This window comes from Kitasatospora sp. NPDC001683 (genome assembly GCF_053596495.1).
On sequence record NZ_JBSFGK010000041.1, the window covers coordinates 23,356 to 48,822 of the forward strand.

Annotated in this window: 23 protein-coding genes and 1 pseudogene; 21 read left to right on the forward strand and 3 right to left on the reverse strand. The window is 71.6% G+C overall.

Annotated features, from left to right (window positions below):
- The first annotated feature begins 34 nt into the window (after window positions 1–34).
- The 6 genes from ACWCYO_RS22200 (at window position 35) to ACWCYO_RS22225 (ending at window position 6,970) form a co-directional block, all read left to right on the forward strand.
- On the forward strand, window positions 35–1,024 hold the full coding sequence (locus tag ACWCYO_RS22200; protein ID WP_270143882.1) for an ABC transporter permease: 990 nt from the start codon (window positions 35–37) through the stop codon (window positions 1,022–1,024).
- Between the two features lie 66 nt (window positions 1,025–1,090).
- Window positions 1,091–2,872 (forward strand): ABC transporter substrate-binding protein, encoded by a 1,782-nt coding sequence (locus tag ACWCYO_RS22205; RefSeq protein WP_270143881.1) that lies wholly within the window; start codon window positions 1,091–1,093, stop codon window positions 2,870–2,872.
- 99 nt (window positions 2,873–2,971) lie between these two features.
- A complete protein-coding gene (locus ACWCYO_RS22210) occupies window positions 2,972–3,982 on the forward strand; it encodes an ABC transporter permease (RefSeq protein WP_270143879.1) in 1,011 nt (336 codons plus the stop codon).
- Entirely contained in the window at window positions 3,979–5,088 is a 1,110-nt protein-coding gene (locus tag ACWCYO_RS22215) for an ABC transporter ATP-binding protein (protein ID WP_405000643.1), read from the forward strand. Before ACWCYO_RS22210 ends, ACWCYO_RS22215 begins: the two co-directional genes overlap by 4 nt.
- Before the next feature lie 34 nt (window positions 5,089–5,122).
- Window positions 5,123–6,169 (forward strand): ABC transporter ATP-binding protein, encoded by a 1,047-nt coding sequence (locus ACWCYO_RS22220; protein ID WP_270143877.1) that lies wholly within the window; start codon window positions 5,123–5,125, stop codon window positions 6,167–6,169.
- A 141-nt stretch (window positions 6,170–6,310) separates the two neighbouring features.
- Complete coding sequence (locus ACWCYO_RS22225) at window positions 6,311–6,970, forward strand: trimeric intracellular cation channel family protein (protein WP_270143875.1); 660 nt, start codon at window positions 6,311–6,313, stop codon at window positions 6,968–6,970.
- Here ACWCYO_RS22225 and ACWCYO_RS22230 read toward each other — a convergent pair.
- Window positions 6,876–7,652 (reverse strand): IclR family transcriptional regulator, encoded by a 777-nt coding sequence (locus ACWCYO_RS22230; protein ID WP_270143873.1) that lies wholly within the window; start codon window positions 7,650–7,652, stop codon window positions 6,876–6,878. The genes ACWCYO_RS22225 and ACWCYO_RS22230 overlap by 95 nt on opposite strands.
- Window positions 7,653–7,831: 179 nt before the next feature.
- Between ACWCYO_RS22230 and ACWCYO_RS22235 the strand changes: the two genes are divergently transcribed.
- The 5 genes from ACWCYO_RS22235 (at window position 7,832) to ACWCYO_RS22255 (ending at window position 12,854) form a co-directional block, all read left to right on the forward strand.
- The gene (locus tag ACWCYO_RS22235; protein ID WP_449785178.1) at window positions 7,832–9,013 is read left to right on the forward strand and encodes a cysteine desulfurase family protein; all 1,182 of its coding nucleotides are present in this window, start codon (window positions 7,832–7,834) and stop codon (window positions 9,011–9,013) included.
- Window positions 9,014–9,063: 50 nt separating this feature from the next.
- Window positions 9,064–10,209 (forward strand): tRNA 2-thiouridine(34) synthase MnmA, encoded by a 1,146-nt coding sequence (gene mnmA / locus ACWCYO_RS22240; RefSeq protein ID WP_270143869.1) that lies wholly within the window; start codon window positions 9,064–9,066, stop codon window positions 10,207–10,209.
- A 139-nt stretch (window positions 10,210–10,348) separates the two neighbouring features.
- Window positions 10,349–11,521: an alpha/beta hydrolase family protein gene (locus ACWCYO_RS22245; RefSeq protein ID WP_449785179.1), complete on the forward strand. Its 1,173-nt coding sequence runs from the start codon at window positions 10,349–10,351 to the stop codon at window positions 11,519–11,521.
- A 181-nt stretch (window positions 11,522–11,702) separates the two neighbouring features.
- Complete coding sequence (locus ACWCYO_RS22250; protein ID WP_449785188.1) at window positions 11,703–12,164, forward strand: NUDIX hydrolase; 462 nt, start codon at window positions 11,703–11,705, stop codon at window positions 12,162–12,164.
- A 132-nt stretch (window positions 12,165–12,296) separates the two neighbouring features.
- Window positions 12,297–12,854 carry a Uma2 family endonuclease gene (locus ACWCYO_RS22255; RefSeq protein ID WP_449785180.1) on the forward strand — a complete coding sequence of 186 codons (558 nt, stop codon included), beginning with the start codon at window positions 12,297–12,299 and terminating at the stop codon, window positions 12,852–12,854.
- Window positions 12,855–12,882: 28 nt separating this feature from the next.
- Here ACWCYO_RS22255 and ACWCYO_RS22260 read toward each other — a convergent pair whose 3' ends face one another.
- Window positions 12,883–13,395: a hypothetical protein gene (locus ACWCYO_RS22260; protein ID WP_449785181.1), complete on the reverse strand. Its 513-nt coding sequence runs from the start codon at window positions 13,393–13,395 to the stop codon at window positions 12,883–12,885.
- Window positions 13,392–14,321 (reverse strand): class I SAM-dependent methyltransferase, encoded by a 930-nt coding sequence (locus ACWCYO_RS22265; RefSeq protein WP_449785182.1) that lies wholly within the window; start codon window positions 14,319–14,321, stop codon window positions 13,392–13,394. The genes ACWCYO_RS22260 and ACWCYO_RS22265 overlap by 4 nt, the downstream gene beginning before the upstream one ends.
- Before the next feature lie 83 nt (window positions 14,322–14,404).
- Between ACWCYO_RS22265 and ACWCYO_RS22270 the strand changes: the two genes are divergently transcribed.
- The 10 genes and pseudogenes from ACWCYO_RS22270 (at window position 14,405) to ACWCYO_RS22315 (ending at window position 25,388) form a co-directional block, all read left to right on the forward strand.
- On the forward strand, window positions 14,405–14,929 hold the full coding sequence (locus ACWCYO_RS22270; RefSeq protein WP_270143862.1) for an LOG family protein: 525 nt from the start codon (window positions 14,405–14,407) through the stop codon (window positions 14,927–14,929).
- 13 nt (window positions 14,930–14,942) lie between these two features.
- Window positions 14,943–15,632: an SDR family oxidoreductase gene (locus ACWCYO_RS22275; RefSeq protein WP_449785183.1), complete on the forward strand. Its 690-nt coding sequence runs from the start codon at window positions 14,943–14,945 to the stop codon at window positions 15,630–15,632.
- A gap of 34 nt (window positions 15,633–15,666) precedes the next feature.
- Window positions 15,667–16,677: a methionine synthase gene (locus ACWCYO_RS22280; protein WP_270143859.1), complete on the forward strand. Its 1,011-nt coding sequence runs from the start codon at window positions 15,667–15,669 to the stop codon at window positions 16,675–16,677.
- 19 nt (window positions 16,678–16,696) lie between these two features.
- Window positions 16,697–18,985, forward strand: coding sequence for an NAD-dependent DNA ligase LigA (ligA, locus tag ACWCYO_RS22285; protein ID WP_449785184.1), 2,289 nt, complete (start codon window positions 16,697–16,699; stop codon window positions 18,983–18,985).
- Window positions 18,986–19,370: 385 nt separating this feature from the next.
- Window positions 19,371–21,122: pseudogene (locus ACWCYO_RS22290) on the forward strand (putative bifunctional diguanylate cyclase/phosphodiesterase); the annotation flags it as partial.
- Window positions 21,123–21,284: 162 nt separating this feature from the next.
- Window positions 21,285–21,581, forward strand: coding sequence for an Asp-tRNA(Asn)/Glu-tRNA(Gln) amidotransferase subunit GatC (gatC, locus tag ACWCYO_RS22295; protein WP_030057414.1), 297 nt, complete (start codon window positions 21,285–21,287; stop codon window positions 21,579–21,581).
- Between the two features lie 14 nt (window positions 21,582–21,595).
- Window positions 21,596–23,095 (forward strand): Asp-tRNA(Asn)/Glu-tRNA(Gln) amidotransferase subunit GatA, encoded by a 1,500-nt coding sequence (gatA, locus tag ACWCYO_RS22300; RefSeq protein WP_270150994.1) that lies wholly within the window; start codon window positions 21,596–21,598, stop codon window positions 23,093–23,095.
- Window positions 23,092–23,352 carry a hypothetical protein gene (locus ACWCYO_RS22305; protein WP_270143852.1) on the forward strand — a complete coding sequence of 87 codons (261 nt, stop codon included), beginning with the start codon at window positions 23,092–23,094 and terminating at the stop codon, window positions 23,350–23,352. The genes gatA and ACWCYO_RS22305 overlap by 4 nt, the downstream gene beginning before the upstream one ends.
- A gap of 121 nt (window positions 23,353–23,473) precedes the next feature.
- Window positions 23,474–24,982 (forward strand): Asp-tRNA(Asn)/Glu-tRNA(Gln) amidotransferase subunit GatB, encoded by a 1,509-nt coding sequence (gatB, locus tag ACWCYO_RS22310; RefSeq protein ID WP_449785185.1) that lies wholly within the window; start codon window positions 23,474–23,476, stop codon window positions 24,980–24,982.
- Between the two features lie 247 nt (window positions 24,983–25,229).
- Window positions 25,230–25,388, forward strand: coding sequence for a hypothetical protein (locus ACWCYO_RS22315; protein WP_270143847.1), 159 nt, complete (start codon window positions 25,230–25,232; stop codon window positions 25,386–25,388).
- The last annotated feature ends 79 nt before the right edge of the window (window positions 25,389–25,467 follow it).

The following is a 25,467-nucleotide window of genomic DNA, read 5'->3' on the forward strand; positions in this document are numbered from 1 at the left end:
GGCCGGCCACCGTCGGCGAGGGGACCAACTGACCATGACCGCACCCATGACAACCGCCGGGAACGAACCCGAGGCGCCCGCCTCCCCGAGCCCGGCCAAGACGATCGAGGGCCGCTCCCTCGGTCGGATCGCCTGGACCCGCTTCAAGCGGGACAAGGCCGCCGTCGCCGGCGGCATCGTGGTGATCCTGCTGATCCTCCTGGCCGTCCTGGCCGGGCCGATCGAGTCCGTGTTCGGGCTCGACCCCGACGCGTCGAACACCGACCTGCTGGACGCCGACCTCGGTGGAATCCCGCTCGGCGACTGGGGCGGGATGAGCGGGGACCACCCGCTCGGCGTCGACCCGCTGCAGGGCCGTGACCTGCTCGCCCGCGTGATCGACGGCTCCTGGGTCTCCCTGCTGGTCGCCTTCGGCGCGACCGTGCTGTCCAACACCCTCGGCACCGTGCTCGGCGTGATGGCCGGCTACTACGGCGGCTGGGTGGACACCCTGATCAGCCGGCTGATGGACGTCTTCCTGGCGTTCCCGCTGCTGCTGTTCGCCATCGCGATCTCCGCCTCGCTCCAGGGCGGCGCGTTCGGCCTGCACGGCCTCCCGCTGCACATCCTGGTGCTGATCTTCGTGATCGGCTTCTTCAACTGGCCCTACATGGGCCGGATCGTGCGCGGACAGACCCTCTCGCTGCGCGAGCGGGAGTTCGTCCACGCGGCCCGCAGCCTCGGCGCCCGCGGCCCCTTCATCCTGTTCAAGGAACTGCTGCCGAACCTGGTCGGCCCGATCCTGGTCTACTCGACGCTGCTGATCCCGACCAACATCCTCTTCGAGGCCGGTCTGAGCTTCCTCGGCGTCGGCATCCAGCCCCCGCAGTCCTCCTGGGGCGGCATGCTCGCCGACGCGAAGAACTACTACCAGGTGGACCCCCAGTACATGGTGGTCCCCGGCCTGGCGATCTTCATCACCGTGCTCGCGTTCAACCTGCTCGGCGACGGGCTGCGTGACGCCCTCGATCCCAAGAGCAACTGACCCAAGAGCGACCGATCCTGAGTCAGTACCCTCCCTCCTCCACACCTCAAGGGGTTGATCCCACCCATGCGTAGGTCCCGTACCGTCGCGTTGACCGCCGCGGCCGCCGCCGCGGTCCTGGTCATCACCGGCTGCTCGTCCAGCTCGAAGAGCGGCAGCGGCTCGTCCTCCTCCTCGGCCGGCTCCAACGACGCGAGCGGCGGTGGTGCCGACGCGGCCACCAAGCAGATCGTCAACGCCTCGGACAAGAAGGGCGGGACGGTCACCTTCGAGATGAAGGGCACCCCGGACTCGCTCGACCCGGGCAACACCTACTACGCGTACATCTACAACTTCTCGCGCCTGTACGCCCGTCCGCTGACCACCTTCAACCCGGCCGCCGGCGCGGACGGCAACAAGCTGGTCCCGGACCTCGCCGAGTCGATGGGCCAGCCCAGCGCGGACGGCCTGACCTGGACGTACAAGCTGCGCGCCGGCCTGAAGTACGACGACGGCACCCCGATCACCTCCAAGGACGTCAAGTACGCCGTGGAGCGCTCGAACTACGCGCCCGAGGTGAACTCCAACGGCCCGACGTACTTCCACGACCTGCTGGTCGACAACCCGACGCCGTACCAGGGTCCGTACAAGGACAAGACCGGCGACCTGAAGTCGATCGAGACCCCGGACGACACCACGATCGTCTTCCACCTGCAGCACCCCTTCGCCGACTTCGACTACCTGGTCAGCGCCCCGCAGACCGCGCCGGTCCCGCAGGCCAAGGACACCGGTGCCGACTACGTGAAGCACATCGTGTCCTCCGGCACCTACAAGTTCGAGACCTACGAGGACGGCAAGCAGGCCGTCCTGGTGCCGAACACCAACTGGGACAAGAGCACCGATCCGATCCGCAAGCAGCTGTCGGACAAGATCGTGCTCAAGATGAACATCGACCAGGCCACCATCGACAAGGACCTGCTGGCCGGCAACGCCCAGGTCGACCTGGTGGGCGGCGGCGTCGACCCGCAGACCCAGGCGCAGATCCTGCGCGACCCGAAGCTCAAGGCCAAGACCGACAACGCCTACGGCGGCCGCCTGGTCTACATGGCGATCAACACCAAGGTCGCGCCGTTCGACAACATCGACTGCCGCAAGGCCGTCCAGTACGCGATCGACAAGGTCGCGGTGCAGACCGCGCTCGGCGGCCCGATCCGCGGCCAGGTGGCCAACACCGTGCTCCCGCCGGACATCCCGGGCCACCAGGACTTCAACCTGTACGAGACCCCGGGCAACAAGGGCGACCAGGCCAAGGCCAAGGACTCGCTGAAGGCCTGCGGCAAGGACGGCGGCTTCAGCACCGTCCTGACCGCCCGCACCGAGCGCGCGACCGAGGTCGCCGCGGCCACCCAGATCCAGGCGCAGCTGAAGAACGTCGGCATCAACGTCGAGATCCAGCAGTTCCCGCAGGGCAAGTACCTGACCGACTCGGCCGGCGCGCCGCAGTTCACCCAGGACCACAACATCGGTCTGATGATGATGCAGTGGGGTGCCGACTGGCCGACCGGCTACGGCTTCCTGCAGCAGATCGTCGACGGCCGCGCGATCAAGCCGTCCGGCAACAGCAACCTGGCCCAGCTGAACGACCCGGCCGTCAACAAGATGATCGACGACGCCGCCGTCAACCCGGACAAGGCCGCCCGCGAGAAGATCTACGCCGACATCGACAAGAAGGTCATGGAGTCCGCGGTGTACGTCCCGCTGACCGACTACAAGGTCTTCCTGTACCGCCCGGACAGCGCCACCAACCTCGCGTCCAACCCGGCCTGGTCGGGGGAGTACGACTACCTGAACATCGGCACCACCAAGTAAAGAGCCTGGCTCCGCATCCCTGAAGGCAGGTGAAGGCAGCGGCGCCCGCCGCCGTCCGGCAGATCCCGGACGGCGGCGGGCCGCCGGAGCCGCCCAACTGTGTTTGCCTACATCGTTCGCAGGATCCTCGCGGCCGCGGTGCTGCTGCTGGTCGTCAGCGCGGTCACCTTCGCGATCTTCTTCCTGCTCCCGCGCATCGCCGGCGAGACCACCGACCAGCTGGCCGCGCAGTACATCGGGAAGAACCCGTCGCCCGAGGCGATCGCGGCGGTCAAGCAGAACCTCGGCTTCGACCAGCCGCTGTACACCCAGTACTGGAACTTCCTGAAGGCGCTGGTCAGCGGCGCAGAGTACAAGTTCGGCCCGGAACCGGCCACCTGCCACGTGCCCTGCTTCGGCTACTCCTTCAAGAACCACCTGGAGGTCTGGCCGGAGATGACCAGCCGGATCCCGGTCACCATCTCGCTCGCCATCGGCGCGGCGGTGCTCTGGCTGATCTCCGGCATCACCACCGGCGTGATCTCCGCCCTCAAGCCGCGGTCGATCTTCGACCGGCTCTCCATGGGCGTCGCCCTGGCCGGCGTCTCGCTGCCGGTCTTCTTCACCGGCGCCCTGCTGCTGACGGTGTTCAGCTACGAGTGGCCGATCCTGGACAACCTGCACTACGTCGACTTCACCGAGGACCCGCTGATGTGGGCCCGCAACCTGATCCTCCCGTGGATCTCGCTGGCCTTCCTCTACTCCGCGCTCTACGCCCGGCTCACCCGCGCCGGGATGCTGGAGACGATGAGCGAGGACTACATCCGCACCGCCCGGGCCAAGGGCCTGGTCGAGCGCAAGGTGGTCGTCAAGCACGGGCTGCGCTCCGCGCTCACCCCGATCGTCACCATCTTCGGCATGGACCTCGGCCTGCTGCTCGGCGGTGCGCTGATCACCGAGCAGGTCTTCTCGCTCAACGGCGTCGGCCAGTTCGCCGTCCAGGCGATCACCGACAACGACCTGCCCAAGGTCCTCGGCGTCACCCTGCTCGCCGCCTTCTTCATCGTCGTCTGCAACCTCGTGGTCGACCTCCTGTACGCCCTCGTCGACCCCCGCGTGAGGCTCTCGTGACCGACCTCCAGAAGACCCCGGCGGACGCTCCTGCCGAAGCTCCGGCCGACGCCGCCCGGGCGGACGCCGCTCCCGCTCCGCTGGGAGACCCGTTCCTGTCCGTCCGCGACCTGCGGATCCACTTCGACACCGACGACGGCCTGGTCCGCTCGGTGGACGGGGTCAGCTTCGACCTGCACAAGGGCCGCACCCTGGGCATCGTCGGCGAGTCCGGCTCCGGGAAGTCCGTCACCTCGCTCGGCATCATGGGCCTGCACCGCTCCAAGCGGGCCCGGATCAGCGGCGAGATCCTGCTCGACGGCGAGGACCTGATCGCGGCCGGACCGGACCGGGTGCGCCAACTGCGCGGCCGCGAACTGGCGATGATCTTCCAGGACCCGCTGACCGCGATGCACCCGTACTACACGGTCGGCGCGCAGATCATCGAGGCGTACCGGGTGCACCACCCGAAGGCCTCCAAGAAGGAGGCGCGGGCCCGGGCGATCGAGATGCTCGACCGGGTCGGCATCCCCCAGCCCGACCGCCGGCTGGACGACTACCCGCACCAGTTCTCCGGCGGCATGCGCCAGCGCGCGATGATCGCCATGGCCCTGGTCAACGACCCCTCGCTGCTGATCGCCGACGAGCCCACCACCGCCCTGGACGTCACCGTCCAGGCGCAGATCCTGGACCTCATCCGCGACCTCCAGGAGGAGTTCGGCTCCGCCGTCATCATCATCACCCACGACCTCGGGGTGGTCGCCGAGCTCGCCGACGACATCCTGGTCATGTACGGCGGCAAGTGCGTCGAGCGCGGCCCCGCCGCGAGCCTCTTCGACGCGCCCGAACACCCCTACACCTGGGGCCTGTTGGGCTCGATGCCGCGACTGGACCGGGAGCTGCAGGAACGGCTCGTGCCGGTCAAGGGCACCCCGCCCAGCCTGATCAACGTGCCGTCCGGCTGCGCCTTCCACCCGCGCTGCCCGTACGCCGCCCTGACCGGCGGGCGCTCCACCAGCGAGCTCCCGCTGCTGGCCGAGGCCACACCCGGGCACCTCGCCGCCTGCCACCTGTCGGCCGACGAGCGGCACCGCATCTTCGCCGAAGAGATCGCGCCCCGGCTGTGAGCCCGGCCCCGTACCACCTTTCTGGAGAGAACCGATGACGGACACTCAGGGGGCCACCATCCCTTCCCCGGCGCCCGCGCCCGAGCGCGAGCCGCTGCTGAAGGTGACCGGCCTGACCCGGCACTTCCCGATCCGCGGCGGACTGCTGCGGCGCCAGACCGGCGCGGTGCGGGCCGTCGACGGCATCGACTTCACCGTCAACGCCGGTGAGACGCTGGGCGTCGTCGGCGAGTCCGGCTGCGGCAAGTCCACCATGGGGCGCCTGGTCACCCGGCTCGACGAACCCACCGGCGGGAAGATCGAGTTCGAGGGCACCGACATCAGCCACCTGGGCACCGGTGCGATGCGGCCGATGCGCCGCGACATCCAGATGATCTTCCAGGACCCGTACTCCTCGCTGAACCCGCGGCACACCGTCGGCACCATCGTCAGCGCGCCGTTCCGGCTCCAGGGCGTCCAGCCGGAGGGCGGCGTCAAGAAGGCCGTCCAGGACCTGCTGGAGCTGTGCGGCCTCAGCCCCGAGCACTACAACCGCTACCCGCACGAGTTCTCCGGCGGCCAGCGCCAGCGCATCGGCATCGCCCGGGCGCTCGCGCTCAAGCCGAAGATGATCGTCGCGGACGAGCCGGTCTCGGCGCTGGACGTCTCGATCCAGGCGCAGGTGGTCAACCTGCTGGACGACCTCCAGCAGGAGCTCGGGCTGACCTACCTGATCATCGCGCACGACCTCTCGGTGGTCCGGCACGTCTCGGACCGGGTGGCGGTGATGTACCTGGGCAAGATCGTCGAGATCGCCGACCGCGACTCGCTCTACCGCAGCCCGATGCACCCGTACACCAACGCCCTGATGTCGGCCGTCCCGGTGCCGGACCCGCGCCGGCGCCAGAGCGGCGGTCGGGAGCGGATCCTGCTCAAGGGCGACGTGCCCTCGCCGATCAACCCGCCCAGCGGCTGCCGGTTCCGGACGCGCTGCTGGAAGGCCCAGGAGGTGTGCGCGACCCAGGAGCCGCCGCTGGCGGCGCTGAAGACCGGGCACCAGGTGGCGTGTCACTTCCCGGAGCGGAGCGAGGGGAACGAATAGGCACAGTCCGGAGCGGAGCGAGGGGAACGAATAGGCACAGTCCGGAGCGGAGCGAGGGGAACGAATAGGCACAGTCCGGAGAACGCCGCTGACTGAGGACGTAGCGGAGGGGAAGGTTCCGCGGCAGGTCATAGTTGTGTGGTGACCTCGCAGATCTTCCCCTCCGACGTGCAGCAGTCGCTCGACCTCGCCGGCATATTCGTCTTCGCCCTCTCCGGCGGCCTGCTCGCCGTCCGCAAGAACATGGACATCTTCGGAATCTGTGTGCTGGCGGAGGCCACCGCCCTGGGCGGCGGGGTGATCCGCGACCTGGTCATCGGGGCGACGCCGGTGGCCGCCTTCACCAACCTGGGCTACTTCGTGACCCCGCTCGCGGCCGCCCTGGTGGTGTTCTTCCTGCACCCCGAGGTCGAGCGGATCAACCGCGCGGTGCAGACCCTGGACGCCCTCGGTCTCGGGCTGTTCTGCGTGACCGGCACCGCCAAGGCGCACGACTACGGGCTGGGCGCGGTCGCGGCGATCGCGCTCGGCATGGTGACCGCGGCCGGCGGCGGCGTCATCCGGGACGTGCTGGCCGGGGAGATCCCCTCGCTGCTGCGCTGGGACCGCGAGATCTACGCCGTCCCGGCCCTGGTCGGCGCCACCCTGGTGGCCCTGCTGATCGGTGCCGACCGGCTCACCGGCGCCACCGGCACCGGCGCCGCGCTCACCGCCTTCGGGCTGCGGATGCTCGCCCTGAAGTACGGCTGGCGCGCCCCGCGGGCCTGGCACCGCAACGGTTCTCGCACCAGCGAGGAGTAGGCGAGCCACCGCACGCGAGCGAGATCGCCTCGGCCGTGCAGAGCAGTTCCGGCAGCATCCGGGCCAGTTCGGCCGGCGGCACCTGGCTGGCCGGGGCGCTCAGCGCGCAGGCCGCGACCGTCCGCCCGCCGCTGCCCGCGACCGGCGCGGCCACGCAGGTCACCGGCTCCCGGTGCTCGGCCGACTCGGCCGCCCAGCCCCGGCGGCGCACCGCCGCCAGCTCGGCCGGCAGTTCCTCCTCGGGGCTGCCGTCCTCCGGCAGCCCGGCGAGCAGCACCCGCCCGACCGCCGTCCCGGTCACCGGGGCGCGCCGCCCGATCCGCGGCGGTCGGGCGGCCGACGGCCCGGCCACCTCGTCCAGGTAGAGCACCTCGCCGTCGTGCAGCACGGCGAGTTGGACGGTGTAGCCGCAGCGGGCGTTGAGCGCGGCCAGGTGGGGCGCGGCCACCTGCCGGACGTCGAAGTCCTCCAGCGCGCGATGGGCCAGCGAGAGCACCCGGCCGCCGACCCGGTAGCGCCGGTCGGGCTGGCGCAGGACGAAGCCGTGCTCCTCCAGGGTGCGCAGCAGCCGCAGCGCAGTGGACTTGTGCACCCCGAGGCTGCCCGCGGCCTGCTCCAGCGAGAGCGGCCCGTCGCCGAGCGAGCCGAGCAGCGTCAGTGCGCGGTCGACCGACTGCGACATGGAGGCCCCCCTGGAACTCGCTCGAGAAGTGTCCGCCAGGCTAACCGCTGGGCGGCACAGTGGTACAAACCAGTGCCCGAGGCCGCCGTCCGTCCGCCGGGTGGCCGGGATGGCCGGGGTGGCCGGATCGGTGCGCACCTGGTGGGGCCCCGGGGTATGCCCTCTACAATCGGATGGTTATGCCATACCTGGACCATGCGGCGACCACGCCGATGCTGCCCGAGGCGATCGCCGCGATGACGGCGCACCTGGGGGTGGTCGGCAACGCCTCGTCCCTGCACGCGGCCGGCCGCCGGGCCCGCCGGGTGGTCGAGGAGTCCCGCGAGTCGCTGGCCGAGTCGCTGGGCGCCCGCCCGAGCGAGATCGTGCTCACCGGCGGCGGCACCGAGTCGGACAACCTGGCGGTCAAGGGCCTGTACTGGGCCCGCCGGGACGCCGACCCGGCGCGCACCCGGGTGCTGAGCAGCCCGGTCGAGCACCACGCGGTGCTGGACGCGGTGCACTGGCTCTCCGAGCACGAGGGCGCGACGGTCGAGTACCTGCCGGTGGACGAGTACGGCCGGGTGCACCCCGCGGAGCTGCGGTCGGCGATCGAGCGCGACCCCGCCTCGGTGGCCCTGGTCACCGTGATGTGGGCCAACAACGAAGTCGGCACCATCCAGCCGGTGCGCGAACTCGCCGCCGTGGCCGCCGAGTACGGCATCCCGATGCACGCCGACGCGGTGCAGGCGCTGGGTCAGGTCCCGGTCTCCTTCGCCGAGTCCGGGCTCACCGCCCTCACCGTCACCGGGCACAAGATCGGCGGCCCGTTCGGCATCGGCGCGCTGCTGCTCTCCCGCGGTGCCGCGCCCGTCCCGCTGCTGCACGGCGGCGGCCAGGAGCGCGACGTGCGCTCCGGCACCCTGGACGCCCCCGCCGCCGCCGGCTTCGCGGCCGCCGCGGCGCTCGCCGTGGAGCGACGGGCGGAGCACGCGGTGACGCTGGGCGCGCTGCGCGACGAGCTGGTCTCCGCCGTCCTGGCGGCCGTCCCGGACGCGGTGCTCAACGGCGACCCGGCGGGCGAGGGCAGGCTGCCCGCCAACGCCCACTTCTCCTTCCCCGGCTGCGAGGGCGACGCCCTGCTGATGCTGCTGGACGCCCAGGGCATCGAGTGCTCCACCGGCTCGGCCTGCTCGGCCGGGGTGCCGCAGCCCAGCCACGTGCTGCTCGCGATGGGCGTCGACCCGCTGCTGGCGCGCGCCTCGCTGCGGTTCTCGCTCGGCCACACCTCGGTGCGCGAGGACGTCACGGCCCTGGCCGCCGCCATCGGCCCGGCGGTGCAGCGGGCGCGCAACGCCGGGCTGGCGGCCGTACGCCGGTAGCCCGGTGCGGCTCTGGGCATGTCCGGCGGCCCCGTACGCTTGTACTCACCATGACTGACTTCCCGGGTGCCCCGACCACTCCGTCCACCGGCCGCCTGCGCGTGCTCGCGGCGATGTCCGGCGGAGTCGACTCCGCCGTCGCCGCCGCCCGCGCCGTCGAAGCCGGGCACGAGGTGACCGGCGTCCACCTGGCGCTCTCCGCCAACCCGCAGTCCTTCCGCACCGGCGCGCGCGGCTGCTGCACCATCGAGGACTCCCGGGACGCCTGGCGGGCCGCCGACGTGATCGGCATCCCCTTCTACGTCTGGGACCTCGCCGAGCGCTTCCGCGAGGACGTGATCGACGACTTCGTCGCCGAGTACGCCGCCGGGCGGACCCCGAACCCCTGCCTGCGCTGCAACGAGAAGATCAAGTTCGCCGCGCTGCTGGACAAGGCGATCGCGCTCGGCTTCGACGCCGTCTGCACCGGCCACTACGCCCGCATCGTCGACCTGCCGTCCGGCGAGCGCGAACTGCACCGGGCGGTGGACGGCGCCAAGGACCAGTCCTACGTCCTCGGCGTGCTCGACGCCGACCAGCTCGCCCACTCGCTCTTCCCGCTCGGTGACACCACCAAGGAGGAGATCCGGGCGGAGGCCGAGCGCCGCGGCCTGGCCGTGGCCAAGAAGCCCGACAGCCACGACATCTGCTTCATCGCCGACGGCGACACCCAGGGCTTCCTCGCCAAGCACCTCGGCACCGCCACCGGTGACATCCTCGACGTCGACGGCACCAAGCTCGGCGAGCACGACGGCGCCTACGGTTTCACCATCGGCCAGCGCAAGGGCCTGCGGATCGGCCGCCCGGCCGCCGACGGCAAGCCGCGCTACGTCCTGGACATCTCCCCGGTGAACAACACCGTCACCGTCGGCCCGGTCGAGGGCCTCGACGTCACCGCGCTGACCGCCATCCGCCCCCGCTGGTGCGGCACCGAGCCGTTGGCGGAGGGCCGCTACACCGCCCAGCTGCGCGCCCACGGCGAGGAGGTGCCGGTCTCGGCCGCCATGGTCGACGACACCCTCCACGTCCGCCTCGACACCCCGGCCCGCGGCATCGCCCCCGGCCAGGCGGTGGTGCTGTACGACGGCACCCGCGTCGTCGGCTCCGCCACCATCGCCACGACGGAGCGCCCGGCCGTCAACGCCGTCGGGAGCTGACCGGCGGCCACCGCCTGAGTGGGTCATGGCGGCGTCATCCGGAGGGATGACGCCGCTGAACCACCCGGATGACCGGGGCCGGAGAGGGCATCCGCCGGGCTGATTCGGGGAGTTGGGCGGCGAACCTAACGTCGGGGGCATGACTCGAACCCGCCGTATCGCGGCCGTCGCCGCCCTCGTCCTCGCCCTTCCGCTCCCGCTCGCCGGGGCCGCCATGGCCGCCCCGGCGCCGGCCGTCGCCGCGCAGGCTCCGGCCCCCGCCGCCTTCCACGGGGAGCTGCCCCGTCCCACCGGGCGGTACGCGGTCGGGGAGGAGGTGTTGCACCTGACCGACAACAGCCGCCCCGACCCGTGGGCGCCCTCGGCCGGGCCCCGGCAGCTGGCGGTGTCGATGTTCTACCCGGCCCGGCCGGGCACCGGCGAGCCCGCTCCGTACATGAGCCTCGGCGAGGCGCAGGGCTTCGTGGCGACGCGCGTCCCGGCCGGTACCAGCCTCCAGCCGCAGGACGTCGTGAACATCGACACCCACGCCTACACCGGCGCGAAGGCCGCGGGCGGGAAGTTCCCGCTGGTGGTGCTCTCGCCGGGTTTCGAGAACCCCCGCGCCACGCTGACCGGCCTGGCGACCGACCTGGCCAGCCACGGCTACGTGGTGGCCCTGGTCGGCCACACCTACGAGGACTCCGGCGAGACCCTCGCCGACGGCTCCACCCCGGGCTGCGCGCTGTGCGACAGCGGCGCACCGGACGCGCTGCCGGAGAGCCGGGCGAAGGACGTGTCCTTCGTGCTGGACCGGCTGACCGGGCACCACCCGGCCTGGCGCCTGGCGCACCTGATCGACCGCGACCGGATCGGCATGGCCGGGCACTCGATCGGCGGCGCTTCCACGCTGAACGCGATGGCCGACGACCGCCGGATCCTGGCCGGGGTGAACATGGACGGCACCTTCTGGCCGCCGGTCCCGACCGACAAGCTGGACGGGCGCTCGTTCCTCCTGCTCGGCAAGGCGAGCAACCACTCGGCCGGCGGCGGGGACGCCTCGTGGGGCCAGACCTGGGCCGGCTGGGACGGCTACAAGCCCTGGCTGGCCGTCACGGGCACCAACCACGGCAGCTTCACGGACGTCACCGTCCTGGCCGCCGAGATCGGCATCCCCCTCCCGCCGGGGACGACCACCTCGCCGGAGCGCGGCATGCAACTGACCCGGGAGTACGTCGGAGCCTTCTTCGACCAGACCCTGAAGGGGATCCACCAGCCCCTGCTCGACGGCCCGTCGGCGGCCAACCCGGAGGTGCTCTTCCAGCACCCGTAGTCCCGTTCCCGGGCGCCCGGCCGTCCGCTGCGGACGGCCGGGCCCGCCCGTTCAGCGCTGCGGGACGGGCGGGGGTTCAGCGGGAGCGGTTGATCAGCACCAGTGCGGCGGTGACGACCTGCAACGCGGCTGCCGCCGACACCCCGTAGGCAGCCCAGACCCGGATCGGATCAGGGCTCCTATCCTCCTGCACATGAGTAACAGCGCCGGGAATACCCAGTCAACGCCGCTCCACTCGGTGTCCGTCGCGGGTGCGGTGGTACGCGACGACGGCCGGGTGCTGGCGATCCGGCGGGCCGACAACGGGACCTGGGAGCCGCCGGGCGGGGTGCTGGAGCTGACCGAGTCGATCGAGGACGGCGTGTGCCGCGAGGTCTATGAGGAGACCGGGATCAAGGTCCGCGTGGAGCGGCTGACCGGCGTCTACAAGAACGTGAGCCGCGGGATCGTCGCGCTGGTCTTCCGTTGCCGACCGGCGAGCGGGGCGGAGCGGCCCTCGGACGAGACGGTCGAAATCGGCTGGCTCACACCGGCCGAGGTTTCCGACCGCATGACCGAGGTCTACTCCGTGCGCCTGTTGGACGCCCTCCGGGACGACACGGCACCGAGCGTCCGAACCCACGACGGCCGACAGCTGTTGTGACCCGGTGGCCTGCCCACCGAGCAGGCCACCGGGAGGATCGGCCCGTCACGGTCTGAGCGAACCGCCGGGCCGACCCGCAGTGAGCGGGCACTTCCGGCCGGGGTGTTGGCGAGGTCCGCCATAGTGGACGGCATGACCTTCTACGAGCAGCACCGCGACTTCATCGAGGAGCTGGAGCGGATCGCCCCGGATGGCGTCCGGATCGAATGGTCCGGGGACACGCTGATCATGCAGGCGTCTCCGTCCAACATCCATCAGCTCAACGTGGCCCAGGTGCGCAGGCAGTTCGAGCAGCATGCTCCTGAGGGCTATCTGCCCAGCGAGCGAAGCGAAATCGTCAGCCCGGACGTCTCGAAGGGACGCGAGCCGGACCTGACCTACCTTCCGATCGACATCCTCTCCGAGCCGGGCAACAAGGCCCCAGCCGCGGAAGCTCTGATCGCGGTGGAGATCGTGTCGCCGTCCAACCCGGGCAACGACTGGATGGACAAGCTGCACGACTACGCCGTGATGCGCATCCCGCTCTATCTGATCGTGGACCCGCGTCAGCAGACCGTGACGCTGTTCTCCGAGCCGGACCACGACCGGTATCACACCCGCAGCGACAGGAAGTTCGGCGATGCGATCATGATTCCCGAGCCCTTCGGCTTCACGCTGAGCCTGTCGAAGCTCGTTCCCTACAAGGACTGATGCTCCGGAACTGCGGGTGAGGGGGGCGCTACCGCACCTCGCCGTACCAGCGCCGGTGCACCAGGGGCTCGACGCACAGGACGGCGCCGCCCGCGACCGCGCCGACCAGCAGGGCGGGCACGCCGCCGCCGTTGAGGAGGGTGCCGAGGCACGCGGTGGCGACGGCGAGGGGGCGCAGCAGGGTGAGCGGGCCGAGGCCGATGACCATGGCGAGGGTGCTGGCGCGGAACGGCAGGGTGAAGTAGGCGGCGAGGGAGAGCAGGACGGCCGCGGCGTAGAGGGTGAGTGGGAGCAGGTAGCCCCAGCCGCCGGCGGCCAGGGTGGCGTAGGTCCGCTCCTGGTCGGAGGCCGTGAGCAGCAGGAGGACGGCGGTCAGCGCGGGGCCGAGCAGTAGGGCGGCCCCGACGGCCAGCCCGCGCCCGGCGGCCCGGAGGTTGCCCCGGTGCTTGCGGATGCGGGCGTCGCGTCCGGCGTAGGCGCGGAAGCCGCTGAAGGCCGCGTCGACCAGGCCGAGCAGGACGAGAGGTACGGCGGGCGTCATCGGGTGGCCTCGGTGAGCTGCTCGGGGCCGACCAGACGGCGGGAGGCCCTGCCGAGGGCCTGGCGCAGCGGTTCCTCCAGGTGCGGGCGCACCCCGAGGATCGGGCGCAGCGTGGTGCAGAACGGGTTCGACAGGCCGCGCGGCTCGTAGACCAGCGCGCGCATGCCGGGCACGGCGGCGGCGCGCAGGAGCGTCTCGTCGGTGTGCGCGCGCAACGCGGAGACGACGCCGTCGTGGCGGCCGAGTGGGTGGCGCATCCGGGCGCGGTGGAAGATCCAGGCGCCGACGGGTGCGAGACGGGTCGCGGCGATGTCGAAGTGGCAGAAGGCGAGCGCGGGTGAAGAGGCCTGGGCTTGGAAGAACTCGGTGAGGGATTCGGCGCGGAAGTGGTGCAGCACGCCGGTGGAGACGTATACCGTAGCGGCCTCCGGCAGTTCGAAGGCGTTCCCGTGCACGAAGCGGCAGTTGAGCCCCTCCTCCCGGGCGAGGCGGTCGGCCTCGCCGACCAGTGCGGCATTGAGGTCGACCCCGATCAGTTCGACGTCGGGGCCCAGCGAACCGGTGGCCGCGAGCCACCGGACCAGGTAGCCCAGGCCGCACCCGATGTCGACGAGCCGGTACGGCCCGGGCTGCCCGGCCCGGATCGCGGTGAAGAGCGGGCGGAGCAGGTGGACCAGACGGCGGCCGATGCTCAGCTCCTCGCTCAGCCGCTGGAGTTCGGTGTGCACGCTGATGAGCAGGCCGTCCACAGCGTCGGGGTCGAGTGCGCCCCCCTGGTCGACGGACAGCCCGGCGACGATCCGGGCCGCGCGCTGGTCGCCGCTCTCGCGCAGCTGCCGGACGACGTCGTCGCGCCGGACCGGGAGCCGTCGGCCGTCGCGCGGGTCCACCGCCGTGATCAGGTCGGATATCTCAAGGTGACGCACGGGGCAGCACCCTAGAGGCTGCCGGTAGCCGCGCGTAATGCCGGTGAGCGGGGGCGGGCGGGCGTGATAGACCAGTCGGCACTATGAATATCTGCGTCTTCTGCTCCGCGTACTCGCTCGACGACCGTTACTCCGCCCCCGCCGCCGAGTTCGCCCGGCTCCTCGGGGAGGGCGGGCACACCCTGGTCTGGGGTGGCTCGAACGCCGGGCTGATGGGGCTCCTCGCCGATGAGGTGAAGGCGGCGGGCGGCAAGCTGGTCGGCATCATGGTCGAGATGCTGAAGCACAAGGGGTACGTCGGCGCGGACGAGCTGGTGATGACCGCCGATCTGGCCGAGCGCAAGCGGGAGTTGGCGTCTCGGGCGGACGCCGTCGTCGTCCTGGTCGGCGGCCTGGGCACCATGGACGAGGTCACCGAGGTGCTGGAGCTCAAGAAGCACGGGATGTTCGAGAAGCCGGTCGTCCTGCTGGACACCGAGGGCTTCTACTCGGGGCTGCGCACCCAGCTGGAGCGGATGGACGTCGAGGGCTTCCTGCCGCGGCCGCTGGCCGACCTGGTCGGCTTCGCCGACACGCCCGCCGAGGTGTTCGAGCTGCTCAAGGCCTGAGAGGATCGGGGCCATGGCTGCACATCTGATCACCGGCGCGGGCTCCGGCATCGGCGCCGTCCTCGCGGAACGCCTCGCCGAGCGCGGGGACGAGCTCTGGCTGCTCGCCCGTGACGCCCGCCGGGCCGCCGAGCTGCGCGACCGCTTCCCGGGCGCCCGCACCCTCGTCGGGGACCTCGGGGACCCCGGCAAGCTGTCCTGGGCCCTCGGGCACCAGCAGCCGCCGATCGAGCTGGACTCCCTGCTGCACGTCGCGGGCGTCGTCGAGCTGGGGACGGTCGGCGACCTCTCGGTCAAGGCCTGGCAGGAGACGCTGAACGTCAACCTGCTCGCCCCCGCGGAGCTGACCCGGCTGATGCTGCCCTCGCTGCGCCTGGCCAAGGGCCACGTGGTGTTCGTCAACTCCGGCGCGGGCCTGACCGCCCACGCCGAGTGGTCGGCGTACGCGGCCAGCAAGCACGGCCTGAAGGCGCTCGCCGACTCGCTGCGCCAGGAGGAGCACGCCAACGGAGTCCGGGTGACCTCGGTCTACCCCGGCCGCACCGCCACCGCGATGCAGGTCAAGGTGCACCAGCAGGAGGGCAAGGAGTACGACCCCGCCCGCTGGATCGAGCCGGATTCCGTCGCCAGGGCGATCCTCGCCGCCCTGGACGCCTCCCGGGACGCCGAGATCACCGACCTCACCGTCCGCCCGGGGCACTGAGAACCACCCGGCGCCGCGCACTAGGCTCGGACGGGTGAGCACCGGACACCCCTTCCCCGACCTGCGCGGCGCCGCCACCGGCGTCGGCTCGCTGCCCGGCACCGACGCCCGGGAGGCCGCCAAGACCTCCACCGGGGCGCTGGAGCACCTGCCGTTCCTGCCCGAGCTGCCCGCACGCGGGCCGGGCGCCGACATGATCGGCCGCAGCGCCGGCCTGCTGGTCGAGCTGTTCGCGCAGACCGAGCCCAGCGGCTGGCGGTTCACCGACCGCCCCGGCCGGGACACCCGCCGCGCCCACTCCTGGCTCGGCGAGGACCTGGACGCCCTGGAGGAGTTCACCCAGGGCCACCAGGGTGCGCTCAAAATCCAGGCCGTCGGCCCGTGGACGCTGGCGGCGAACATCGAGCTCAAGCACGGCGAGAAGGCGCTCGCCGACCCGGGCGCCTGCCGGGACATCGCGGGCTCGCTCACCGAGGGCCTGCGCCGCCACCTCGCGGAGGTCCGCAAGCGGGTGCCGGGCGCACAACCGGTCCTCCAGCTGGACGAGCCCTCGCTGCCCGCCGTCCTCGCGGGCGCGGTGAAGACCGCGAGCGGCTTCCAGCGGCTGCGCGCCGTCGACCGGCAGGTCGCCGAGGAGGTGCTGCGGGAGCTGATCCGCGGTCTGGACGCGCCCGTCGTGGTGCACTCCTGCGCCCCCGAGGTCCCGATCCCGCTGCTGCGCCGGGCCGGGGTGGCCGGGATCTCGCTGGACTTCTCACTGCTCACTGAGCGCCAGGACGACGACCTCGGCGAGGCGGTGGAGGGCGGCACGGTGATCCTCGCCGGTGTCGTCCCCGCCACTGACCAGGCGGTGTCGGACCCGGCCGGTAGTGTCCAGGGGGTCAGGACCTTGTGGCGCAGGCTCGGGTTCGCTCCGGAGCTGCTGGGCCGCCGCGTGCTGGTGACGCCGACCTGCGGGCTCGCCGGGGCTTCCCCGGCGTACGCGCGCAGGGCGCTGTCGCTCGCGGCGCGGGCGGCACAGAGCCTGGTGGACAACCCGGAATGAGAACGTAGGAGGGCTTGCGGTGACGGCTGTCGAGGGCTGGGAGGACGTCCCGGCGGAGGTGCGCCGGCGGCACGCCGAGCTGGCGCAGGAGATCACCGACCACCGCGCCCGGTACTACGAGCAGGACGCGCCGGTCATCAGCGACGCCGAGTTCGACGCCCTGATGCGCGAGCTGGAATCGCTGGAGGCCGAGCACCCGGCCCTGGTGACGCCGGACTCGCCGACCCAGAAGGTCGGCGGCGCCCCCACCGAGCTGTTCGCCGAGGTCGAGCACCGCGAGCGCCTGCTCAGCCTCGACAACGCGATGGACGACGAGGAGCTGGGCGCCTGGGCGGACCGGGTCGCCACCGAGCTGCACGGCATCGACTACCACTACCTGTGCGAGCTCAAGGTGGACGGCCTGGCCGTCAACCTCACCTACGAGAACGGCCAGTTGGTGCAGGCGGCGACCCGCGGCGACGGCCGGGTCGGCGAGGACATCACCGCCAACATCCGCACCATCAAGGAGATCCCGCACCGGCTCAAGGGCGACAACGTCCCCGAGCTGGTGGAGATCCGCGGCGAGGTCTACTTCCCGACCGAGCAGTTCATCGCGCTCAACGCCTCCTTCTCGGAGGAGAACGAGCGCCGCCGGCAGGAGAACGAGGAGCGCGCCGAGGAGGGAAAGCGGCCCCGGGCGATGATCCGGCTGTTCATGAACCCCCGCAACGCCGCCGCCGGTTCGCTGCGCCAGAAGGACCCGCACGTCACCGCCTCCCGCCCGCTGCACATGGTGGTGCACGGCATCGGCGCCCGGGTCGGCTTCGACATCGACAACCAGTCGCACGCGTACCAGCTGCTGCACGACTGGGGCCTGCCCACCGCCCGGCACAACAAGGTGGTCGGGAGCCTGGCCGAAGTGCGGGCCTTCATCAAGCACTTCGGCGAGCAGCGGCACTCGGTCGAGCACGAGATCGACGGCGTCGTGGTCAAGGTGGACGAGATCGCCCTGCAGGGCCGGCTCGGCGCCACCTCCAAGTCCCCGCGCTGGGCGATCGCCTGGAAGTACCCGCCGGAGGAGGTCACCGGCAAGCTCGCCGAGATCAAGGTCGGCATCGGCCGCACCGGCCGGGCCACCCCGTACGCGGTGCTGGCCGAGCCGGTGAAGGTGGCCGGGTCGATGGTGCAGTACGCGACGCTGCACAACCAGGAGATCGTCAAGGCCAAGGACGTGCTGCTGGGCGACACCGTGGTGCTGCGCAAGGCCGGTGACGTCATCCCGGAGATCCTCGGCCCGGTCTACGACCTGCGGGACGGCACCGAGCAGGCCTTCGTGATGCCCTCGCACTGCCCGGAGTGCGGCACCGAGCTGCGTCAGATGTCCGAGGGGGACATCGATCTGCGCTGCCCCAACGCCCAGCACTGCCCGGCGCAGATCCGGGAGCGGATCGCCTTCCTCGGCGGCCGGTCATGCCTGGACGTCGAGGGGCTCGGCTACGTCGCGGCCACCGCACTGACCCAGCCGCTGGAGCCGGCCGAGGCGCCGGTGCGCAACGAGGGCGACGTCTTCGGGCTGACCGAGGAGCAGCTGCTGCCGATCAAGGTGCTGGTGCGCGACCAGAAGACCGGCATGCCCAAGCTGGACGACCGGACCGGCAAGGAGAAGGAGGTGTTCTTCTTCGCGACCACCAAGGGCGAGCCGAAGAAGTCGCTCCGGGCCCTGCTGGACAACCTGGAGGGGGCGAAGGAGCGTCCGCTCTGGCGCTTCCTCAACGGGCTGTCGATTCGGCACGTCGGCCCGGTGGCGGCGCAGGAGCTGGCGCGGGAGTTCCGTGACCTGGACCGGGTCTTCTCGGCCACCGAGGAGGAGCTGGCCGCGGTCGAGGGCGTCGGCCCGACCATCGCCCGCTCGATCAAGGAGTGGTTCGAGGAGGAGTGGCACCGGGAGATCCTGGAGAAGTGGCGCGCCGCAGGCGTCCGCTTCACCGAGGAGTTCGCGGACGAGGAGGCGGCGGAGCGCCCGCTGGAGGGGCTGACGGTGGTCGTGACGGGGACGCTGTCCGGCCACACCCGGGACGGCGCCAAGGAGGCGCTGACCTCGCGCGGAGCGAAGGTGACCGGTTCGGTTTCGAAGAAGACCGACTTCGTGGTCGCCGGTGACAATCCAGGGTCCAAGTACGACAAGGCCGTTCAGCTCGGACTGCCGGTCCTGGACGACGCGGGTTTCGCCGTGCTACTGGCCGACGGACCGTCGGCGGCCCGTGCCCACCTGGGACTTCCGGAGCCCGAGGAGGCCGCCGATCCCGCCGGCACCCCCGCCGAGGGCTGATCCGGAGCGGACCCGAGCGGCCGGTGGCCGGATCCGTGTTGTTATCGTCCTGATGCAACGTCACCGGGTGCCGTCCAGTGAAAGCGGGCATTGTGTCACTGTGTGACACTCGGGCGCGGTAGCGCGTTTCCGGTTGTCCGAAAGTCTGCCCACCGGGTGGACCCCGGCATACCCTGGAGCGCAACAGAGTGTCAGCAGGGGTGGGGGCACCGGCTGAGCCGGTGCTCCTCGGGGTCGCTCCATGCCCGGCAGCTGTCGGTACCGGCACGGTGCCTCACCGTAAGGCGGCCTGACGGGGCGGGCCCGACGGAGGACAGGGCTTATGGATCGTACGACCGGTGGCGCGCCCACACGCCCGCCGCAGGGGGTGGCGGGTGCGGTCCTGCTGCTCGGCGTGCTGCTGGCCGGTGCTGCGCCGCTCATCCCGCTGGCAGTCCTGGTCTACCGGTACGAACCCGAACTGCTGCCGCTGTTCGCGGTGCCGCTGGCCGTGCTGGTGGCGGCCTGGCGGATCGCCCGGGACCGCGCCCGCGACCAGCTGACCGATCCCCTGACGGACCTGCCCAACCGTCAGGCCTTACTGCTGGCCGCCCAGGAGGCGATCGCCGAGCGTGAGGAGGGCTGCAGCGTCGGTCTCATCCTGCTCGACCTCGATCGTTTCCGATCGCTCAACGACACACTCGGTCATACGGCGGGTGACCGGCTGCTGGTTCACATCGCCCGCCGACTGCACCGGGCGCTGCGCTCCGGCGGCCCGGCCGGCAGCGCCACCCGGGAGTCCATCGACGACGTCTTCGCCGGCCTGCCCCGGCACTACCGCCGGGGCCGCCCGATGGTGGCCCGGATGGGCGGCGACGAGTTCGCCGTCCTGATGCCCGGCATCGCCTGCCCGGACAGCCTGGAGCGGGTGGCCAAGGCGCTGATCGCCGAACTCGCCGCGCCGATCCGCCTGGACGGGCTGCTGCTGGTGCTGGAGGCCAGCGCCGGCGTCTGCGTCTACCCGCAGGGCGCCCCGGACGCCGAGTCGCTGCTGCGCCGCGCCGACGTGGCGATGGGCCACGCCCAGCGCGGGTGCAGCGGGGTCGCCCAGTACGACGAGACCCAGGACGCCGACACCCCGTACCGGATCGGCCTGCTCGGCGACCTGCGCCGGGCCCTGGAGACCGGCGAGGTGCAGCTGCACTACCAGCCGAAGGTGGCCTTCGACGGCCGGGTGGTCGGCCTGGAGGCGCTGCTGCGCTGGGAGCGACCCGGGCAGGGCAAGGTCTCGCCGGACGAGTTCGTCGGCCTCGCCGAGTCCAGCGGCCTGATGCCCCGGCTCACCGACTACGTGCTCGAGGCGGCCGTCGGCCAGCTCGCCTACTGGCGCGACCAGGGCCTGCAGGTGCAGGTCGCGGTCAACGTCTCGCCGCGCGACGTGCTCAACCCCGGCTTCGCCCAGCGCGTCGCCGGGCACCTGGTGCGCCACCAGGTGCCGGCCCACGCGCTCCAGCTGGAGATCACCGAGCGGCTGCTGCTGGACGACTCCCGGCGCGCCGCCGACACCCTGGCCGAGCTGCGCGGCTACGGCGTCGGGATGTCCCTTGACGACTTCGGCACCGGCCACTCCTCACTGGTGCGGCTGCGCAGCCTGCCGGTCGGCGAGCTGAAGATCGACCGCTCCTTCGTCTCCCGGATGGTCGCCGACGACCACGACGCGGCGGTGGTCCGCTGCTCGGTGGAGCTGGCCCACTCGCTCGGCCTGACCGTGGTCGCCGAGGGCGTCGAGGACGACGAGACCTGGGAGCGGCTGCACTGCATGGGCGTGGACGCCGTCCAGGGCTGGCTGGTCTCGGCCGCGCTGCCCGCCGAGCAGGCCACCGCCTGGCTGCGGGTGCACCGCACCACCGGCGCCCCGACCGCGGAGCGGCTCGGCGCCCCGCCCAAGCTCCCGCCGCTCGTCAAGCCGGTCACCCCGCCCACCGTGATCAAGCCGGCCGCTCAGTCGGCCACACGGCCGCCGGTGCTGCCGCCGACCCTCCCGCCGGTGCTGCCGCCCGTCGTCCAGGCCGTGCAGCGGGGCCAGGCGGTGCCGGCCGCGCCACTGGGCATCACGGCGCCCGGCAACCCGGGTTGGGCCCGCACCAGGCCCCAGTGACGCGGGTCCGAGGTCACTCGTTGGCCGGTGGCCGGGCCGGGCCCCATAGGATGGGTCCAAAGACCACGAGGACGGAGCGCCGAACCCGGCTGCTCCTGCCCGGGCCCGGCACCGCCGAAGGCGTCGCCGGGTCTCACCAGAACTCACCCTGAGGATCGCTGCATGCCTGGCATCACGCGCGAGGAGGTCGCCCACCTCGCCCGGCTGTCGCGTCTTGAGCTGAAGCCCGAAGAGCTGGACCACTTCGCCGAGCAGCTCGACGTGATCATCGGCGCGGTCGCCCGCGTTTCCGAGGTCGCCGGACAGGACGTCCCGCCGACCTCCCACCCGCTGCCGCTGACCAACGTCATGCGCGCGGACGAGGTGCGGCCGTCGCTCACCCCGGAGCAGGCGCTGTCCGGCGCCCCCGCCGCCGAGGAGCAGCGTTTCCGTGTGCCGCAGATCCTCGGGGAGGACTGACCGAGATGACCGAGATGATCCCCACTCCGATCATTAGGTGGACGGCCGCCGAGACGGCCACCGCCATCGCCAAGGGCGAGGTGTCCGCCGTCGAGGTCGCCCAGGCGCACCTGGACCGCATCGAGGCCGTCGACAAGAAGGTCAATGCCTTCCTGCACGTCGACACCGAGGGCGCGCTGGCCGCCGCCAAGGCCGTAGACGACAAGCGCGCCAAGGGCGAGGAGCTGGGCCCGCTGGCCGGCGTCCCGCTCGCGCTGAAGGACGTCTTCACCACCAAGGGCATCCCGACCACCTGTGGGTCCAAGATGCTCGAGGGCTGGATCCCGCCGTACGACGCCACCCTGACCACCCGTCTCAAGGACGCCGGTGTGGTCATCCTCGGCAAGACCAACATGGACGAGTTCGCGATGGGCTCCTCCACCGAGAACTCGGCCTACGGCCCGACCGGCAACCCGTGGGACCTCACCCGCATCCCCGGCGGCTCCGGCGGCGGTTCGGCCGCCGCGCTGGCCGCCTTCGAGGCCCCGCTGGCGATCGGCACCGACACCGGCGGCTCGATCCGCCAGCCCGGCGCCGTCACCGGCACCGTCGGCGTCAAGCCGACCTACGGCTCGGTGTCCCGCTACGGCCTGGTCGCCTTCTCCAGCAGCCTGGACCAGGGCGGCCCGTGCGCCCGTACGGTGCTGGACGCGGCGCTGCTGCACGAGGCCATCGCCGGGCACGACCCGCTGGACTCCACCTCGATCGACGCGCCCGTCCCGGCCGTGGTCGAGGCCGCCAGGATGCGCGACATCCGCGGCATGCGGATCGGCGTCGTCAAGGAGTTCGCCGGCGAGGGCTACCAGACCGGCGTGATGCAGCGCTTCAACGAGTCGGTGGAGCTGCTGCGCGAGCTGGGCGCCGAGGTCGTCGAGGTGTCCTGCCCGTCCTTCACCCTGGCGCTGCCGGCGTACTACCTGATCGCCCCGTCGGAGTGCTCCTCCAACCTGGCCCGCTTCGACGCCATGCGCTACGGCCTGCGGGTCGGCGACGACGGCTCGCGCTCGGCCGAGGAGGTCACCGCGCTGACCCGCGAGGCGGGCTTCGGCGACGAGGTCAAGCGCCGCATCATCCTGGGCACGTACGCCCTCTCCTCGGGCTACTACGACGCCTACTACGGCTCGGCCCAGAAGGTGCGCACGCTGATCTCGCGCGACTTCGACGCCGCCTTCGCCGGCGTGGACGTCCTGGTCTCGCCGACCACGCCGACCACCGCCTTCCCGATCGGCGAGCGCGCCGACGACCCGATGGCGATGTACCTGGCCGACCTGTGCACGATTCCGTCGAACCTGGCGGGCAACGCGGCCATGTCGCTGCCGGTCGGCCTGGCGCCGGAGGACAATCTCCCGGTCGGCCTGCAGATCATCGCTCCCGCGATGGCGGACGACCGCCTGTACCGCGTGGGCGGTGCCGTCGAGGCCGCACTCAACGACAAGTGGGGGCACACCCTGCTGGAGGAGGTACCGGCACTGTGAGCAAGATCGAGAAGGCCAAGGCCCAGTCTGCTTCTTTGAAGGGGTGGAAGCACTCGAAGCCCGGCCTCTGGCTGTCCATCGGCACCAGCGCCTTCGGTGCGATCTCCATCGTCAAGGACGTCCGCAAGGCCCGCGAGGAGAGCGACACCCTCAAGCTGGTCAACGCCCTGGTCGGCGCGGCCGCGCTGATCACCGGCACCGCCCTGCTGGTGCGCGAGCTGCGCCAGCTGGGCTCCGACGACGTACTGCTGGGCTGACGCCCAGGGCGTGTCTTGTGGGTTTCGCCGGCAAGGACCCGCAAGACACGCCCTAGCCCGGCCCCGCGCGAGCGCGGCGGCCGGGCCCGTACCTCCCAAGCTTCAAGTGAGAAGGGACGCTGTGAGCGTCATGAACCTGGTCTCCTACGAGGACGCTCTCGCGTCGTACGACCCGGTGATGGGCCTTGAGGTCCACGTCGAGCTCGGTACCAAGACCAAGATGTTCTGCGGCTGCTCGACCGAGCTGGGCGCCGAGCCGAACAGCCAGACCTGCCCGACCTGCCTGGGCCTGCCGGGCTCGCTGCCGGTGGTCAACGCGGTGGGCGTGGAGTCGGCCGTCAAGATCGGCCTGGCGCTGAACTGCGAGATCGCCGAGTGGTGCCGGTTCGCGCGGAAGAACTACTTCTACCCGGACATGCCCAAGAACTTCCAGACCTCGCAGTACGACGAGCCGATCGCCTTCAACGGCTACCTCGACGTGCAGCTGGAGGACGGCTCGACCTTCCGCGTGGAGATCGAGCGCGCCCACATGGAGGAGGACACCGGCAAGTCCAGCCACGTCGGCGGCGCCACCGGTCGCATCCACGGGGCCACCCACTCGCTGCTCGACTACAACCGGGCCGGCATCCCGCTGATCGAGATCGTCACCAAGCCGATCGTCGGCGCGGGCGAGCGGGCCCCCGAGGTCGCCAAGGCGTACGTCGCCGAGCTGCGCGAGCTGATCAGGTCGCTGGGCGTCTCCGAGGCCCGGATGGACAAGGGCCAGATGCGCTGCGACGTCAACCTGTCGCTGCGCCCGAACGGCACCGAGACCTTCGGCACCCGCTCGGAGACCAAGAACGTCAACTCGCTGCGCAGCGTGGAGCGGGCCGCCCGGTTCGAGATCCAGCGGCACGCCACCGTGCTGACCGACGGCGGCACCATCGTCCAGGAGACCCGCCACTTCCACGAGGACGACGGCACCACCACCTCGGGCCGGATCAAGGACAACGCCGAGGACTACCGCTACTTCCCCGAGCCGGACCTGGTGCCGGTGGCCCCCTCCCGCGAGTGGGTCGAGGAGCTGCGCGCCGCGCTGCCGGAGCTGCCGCGGGTGCGTCGCGCCCGGCTGCAGGCCGAGTGGGGCCTGTCCGACAAGGACATGCAGTCCGTGCTCAACGCCGGTGCGGTCGAGCCGATCCTGGAGACCATCGCGGCCGGTGCCCCGGCCGACCAGGCCCGCAAGTGGTGGATGGGCGAGCTGGCCCGCCGCGCCAACGAGACCGGCACCGAGCTGAGCGAGCAGCCGATCACCCCGGCGCAGGTCGCCCGGGTCACCGCACTGGTCGCCGAGGGCAAGCTGAACGACAAGCTGGCCCGTCAGGTCATCGAGGCCGTGCTGGCCGGCGAGGGCGAGCCGGACGAGGTCGTCGAGAAGCGCGGCCTGGCCGTGGTCTCGGACGACTCGGCGCTGGGCGCCGCCGTCGACCAGGCCATCGCCGAGAACGAGGCCGTCGCCGCCAAGATCCGCGACGGCAAGATCGCGGCCGTGGGCGCGCTGGTCGGCGCGGTCATGAAGGCCACCCGTGGCCAGGCGGACGCGGCACGTGTGAAGGATCTGATCTTGGAGAAGCTGAGCGTCTCTGCCTGAGGTTCTCTACGCCGTCAAGCCCGCCTTCCTAAGGCGCCTAAGGCATCTAAGGCCCTCTAAGTAAGGCCTAAGGCCCCGTCTCACCTATGTATCTAGGTGAGACGGGGCCTTAAACCTTTTCTGGCGCCTCATCTAAGGCATCCGGCCTTCGGAAGATGGGGCACGCTCCCGATGTGGCACCCCCCACTGGGGGAGGAAGCTCTTACTCGTCAGGGAAACGAAGGTGAAACCCGAAGGGGAACCCGAAGTGATCGAGTACCAGCTCATCCAGCAGCAGGCCCACGAGCTCGAGGTCCGCGCCGAGCACGAGCGTCTGGTCCGCGAGGCCAGGCAGGCCCGACGCCTCCGCCGCCGTCCGGTGGCCGCCCGCTTCCAGCGGCGCCCCGTGCGTCGGCCGGAGTGCTGACGGTGCGGCACCACGACGGTGCCGATGGAGTTCCGGAGGGGGAGGCGCCGCGGGGGAGCGCCTCCCCCTCCGGGCGTTC

What these genes read in the sequence shown, in the direction of transcription:
- ACWCYO_RS22230 (WP_270143873.1), bottom strand. Translation starts at nt 7,652, where the DNA reads ATGTCGCAGTCGGTCGACCGCGCACTGACGCTGCTCGGCTCGCTCGGC.
- ACWCYO_RS22235 (WP_449785178.1), top strand. Translation starts at nt 7,832, where the DNA reads ATGCCATACCTGGACCATGCGGCGACCACGCCGATGCTGCCCGAGGCG.
- ACWCYO_RS22245 (WP_449785179.1), top strand. Translation starts at nt 10,349, where the DNA reads ATGACTCGAACCCGCCGTATCGCGGCCGTCGCCGCCCTCGTCCTCGCC.
- ACWCYO_RS22275 (WP_449785183.1), top strand. Translation starts at nt 14,943, where the DNA reads ATGGCTGCACATCTGATCACCGGCGCGGGCTCCGGCATCGGCGCCGTC.
- gatC (WP_030057414.1), top strand. Translation starts at nt 21,285, where the DNA reads ATGCCTGGCATCACGCGCGAGGAGGTCGCCCACCTCGCCCGGCTGTCG.
- ACWCYO_RS22205 (WP_270143881.1), top strand. Translation starts at nt 1,091, where the DNA reads ATGCGTAGGTCCCGTACCGTCGCGTTGACCGCCGCGGCCGCCGCCGCG.
- mnmA (WP_270143869.1), top strand. Translation starts at nt 9,064, where the DNA reads ATGACTGACTTCCCGGGTGCCCCGACCACTCCGTCCACCGGCCGCCTG.
- ACWCYO_RS22260 (WP_449785181.1), bottom strand. Translation starts at nt 13,395, where the DNA reads ATGACGCCCGCCGTACCTCTCGTCCTGCTCGGCCTGGTCGACGCGGCC.
- ACWCYO_RS22220 (WP_270143877.1), top strand. Translation starts at nt 5,123, where the DNA reads ATGACGGACACTCAGGGGGCCACCATCCCTTCCCCGGCGCCCGCGCCC.
- ACWCYO_RS22255 (WP_449785180.1), top strand. Translation starts at nt 12,297, where the DNA reads ATGACCTTCTACGAGCAGCACCGCGACTTCATCGAGGAGCTGGAGCGG.
- ACWCYO_RS22200 (WP_270143882.1), top strand. Translation starts at nt 35, where the DNA reads ATGACCGCACCCATGACAACCGCCGGGAACGAACCCGAGGCGCCCGCC.
- gatA (WP_270150994.1), top strand. Translation starts at nt 21,596, where the DNA reads ATGATCCCCACTCCGATCATTAGGTGGACGGCCGCCGAGACGGCCACC.
- ACWCYO_RS22270 (WP_270143862.1), top strand. Translation starts at nt 14,405, where the DNA reads ATGAATATCTGCGTCTTCTGCTCCGCGTACTCGCTCGACGACCGTTAC.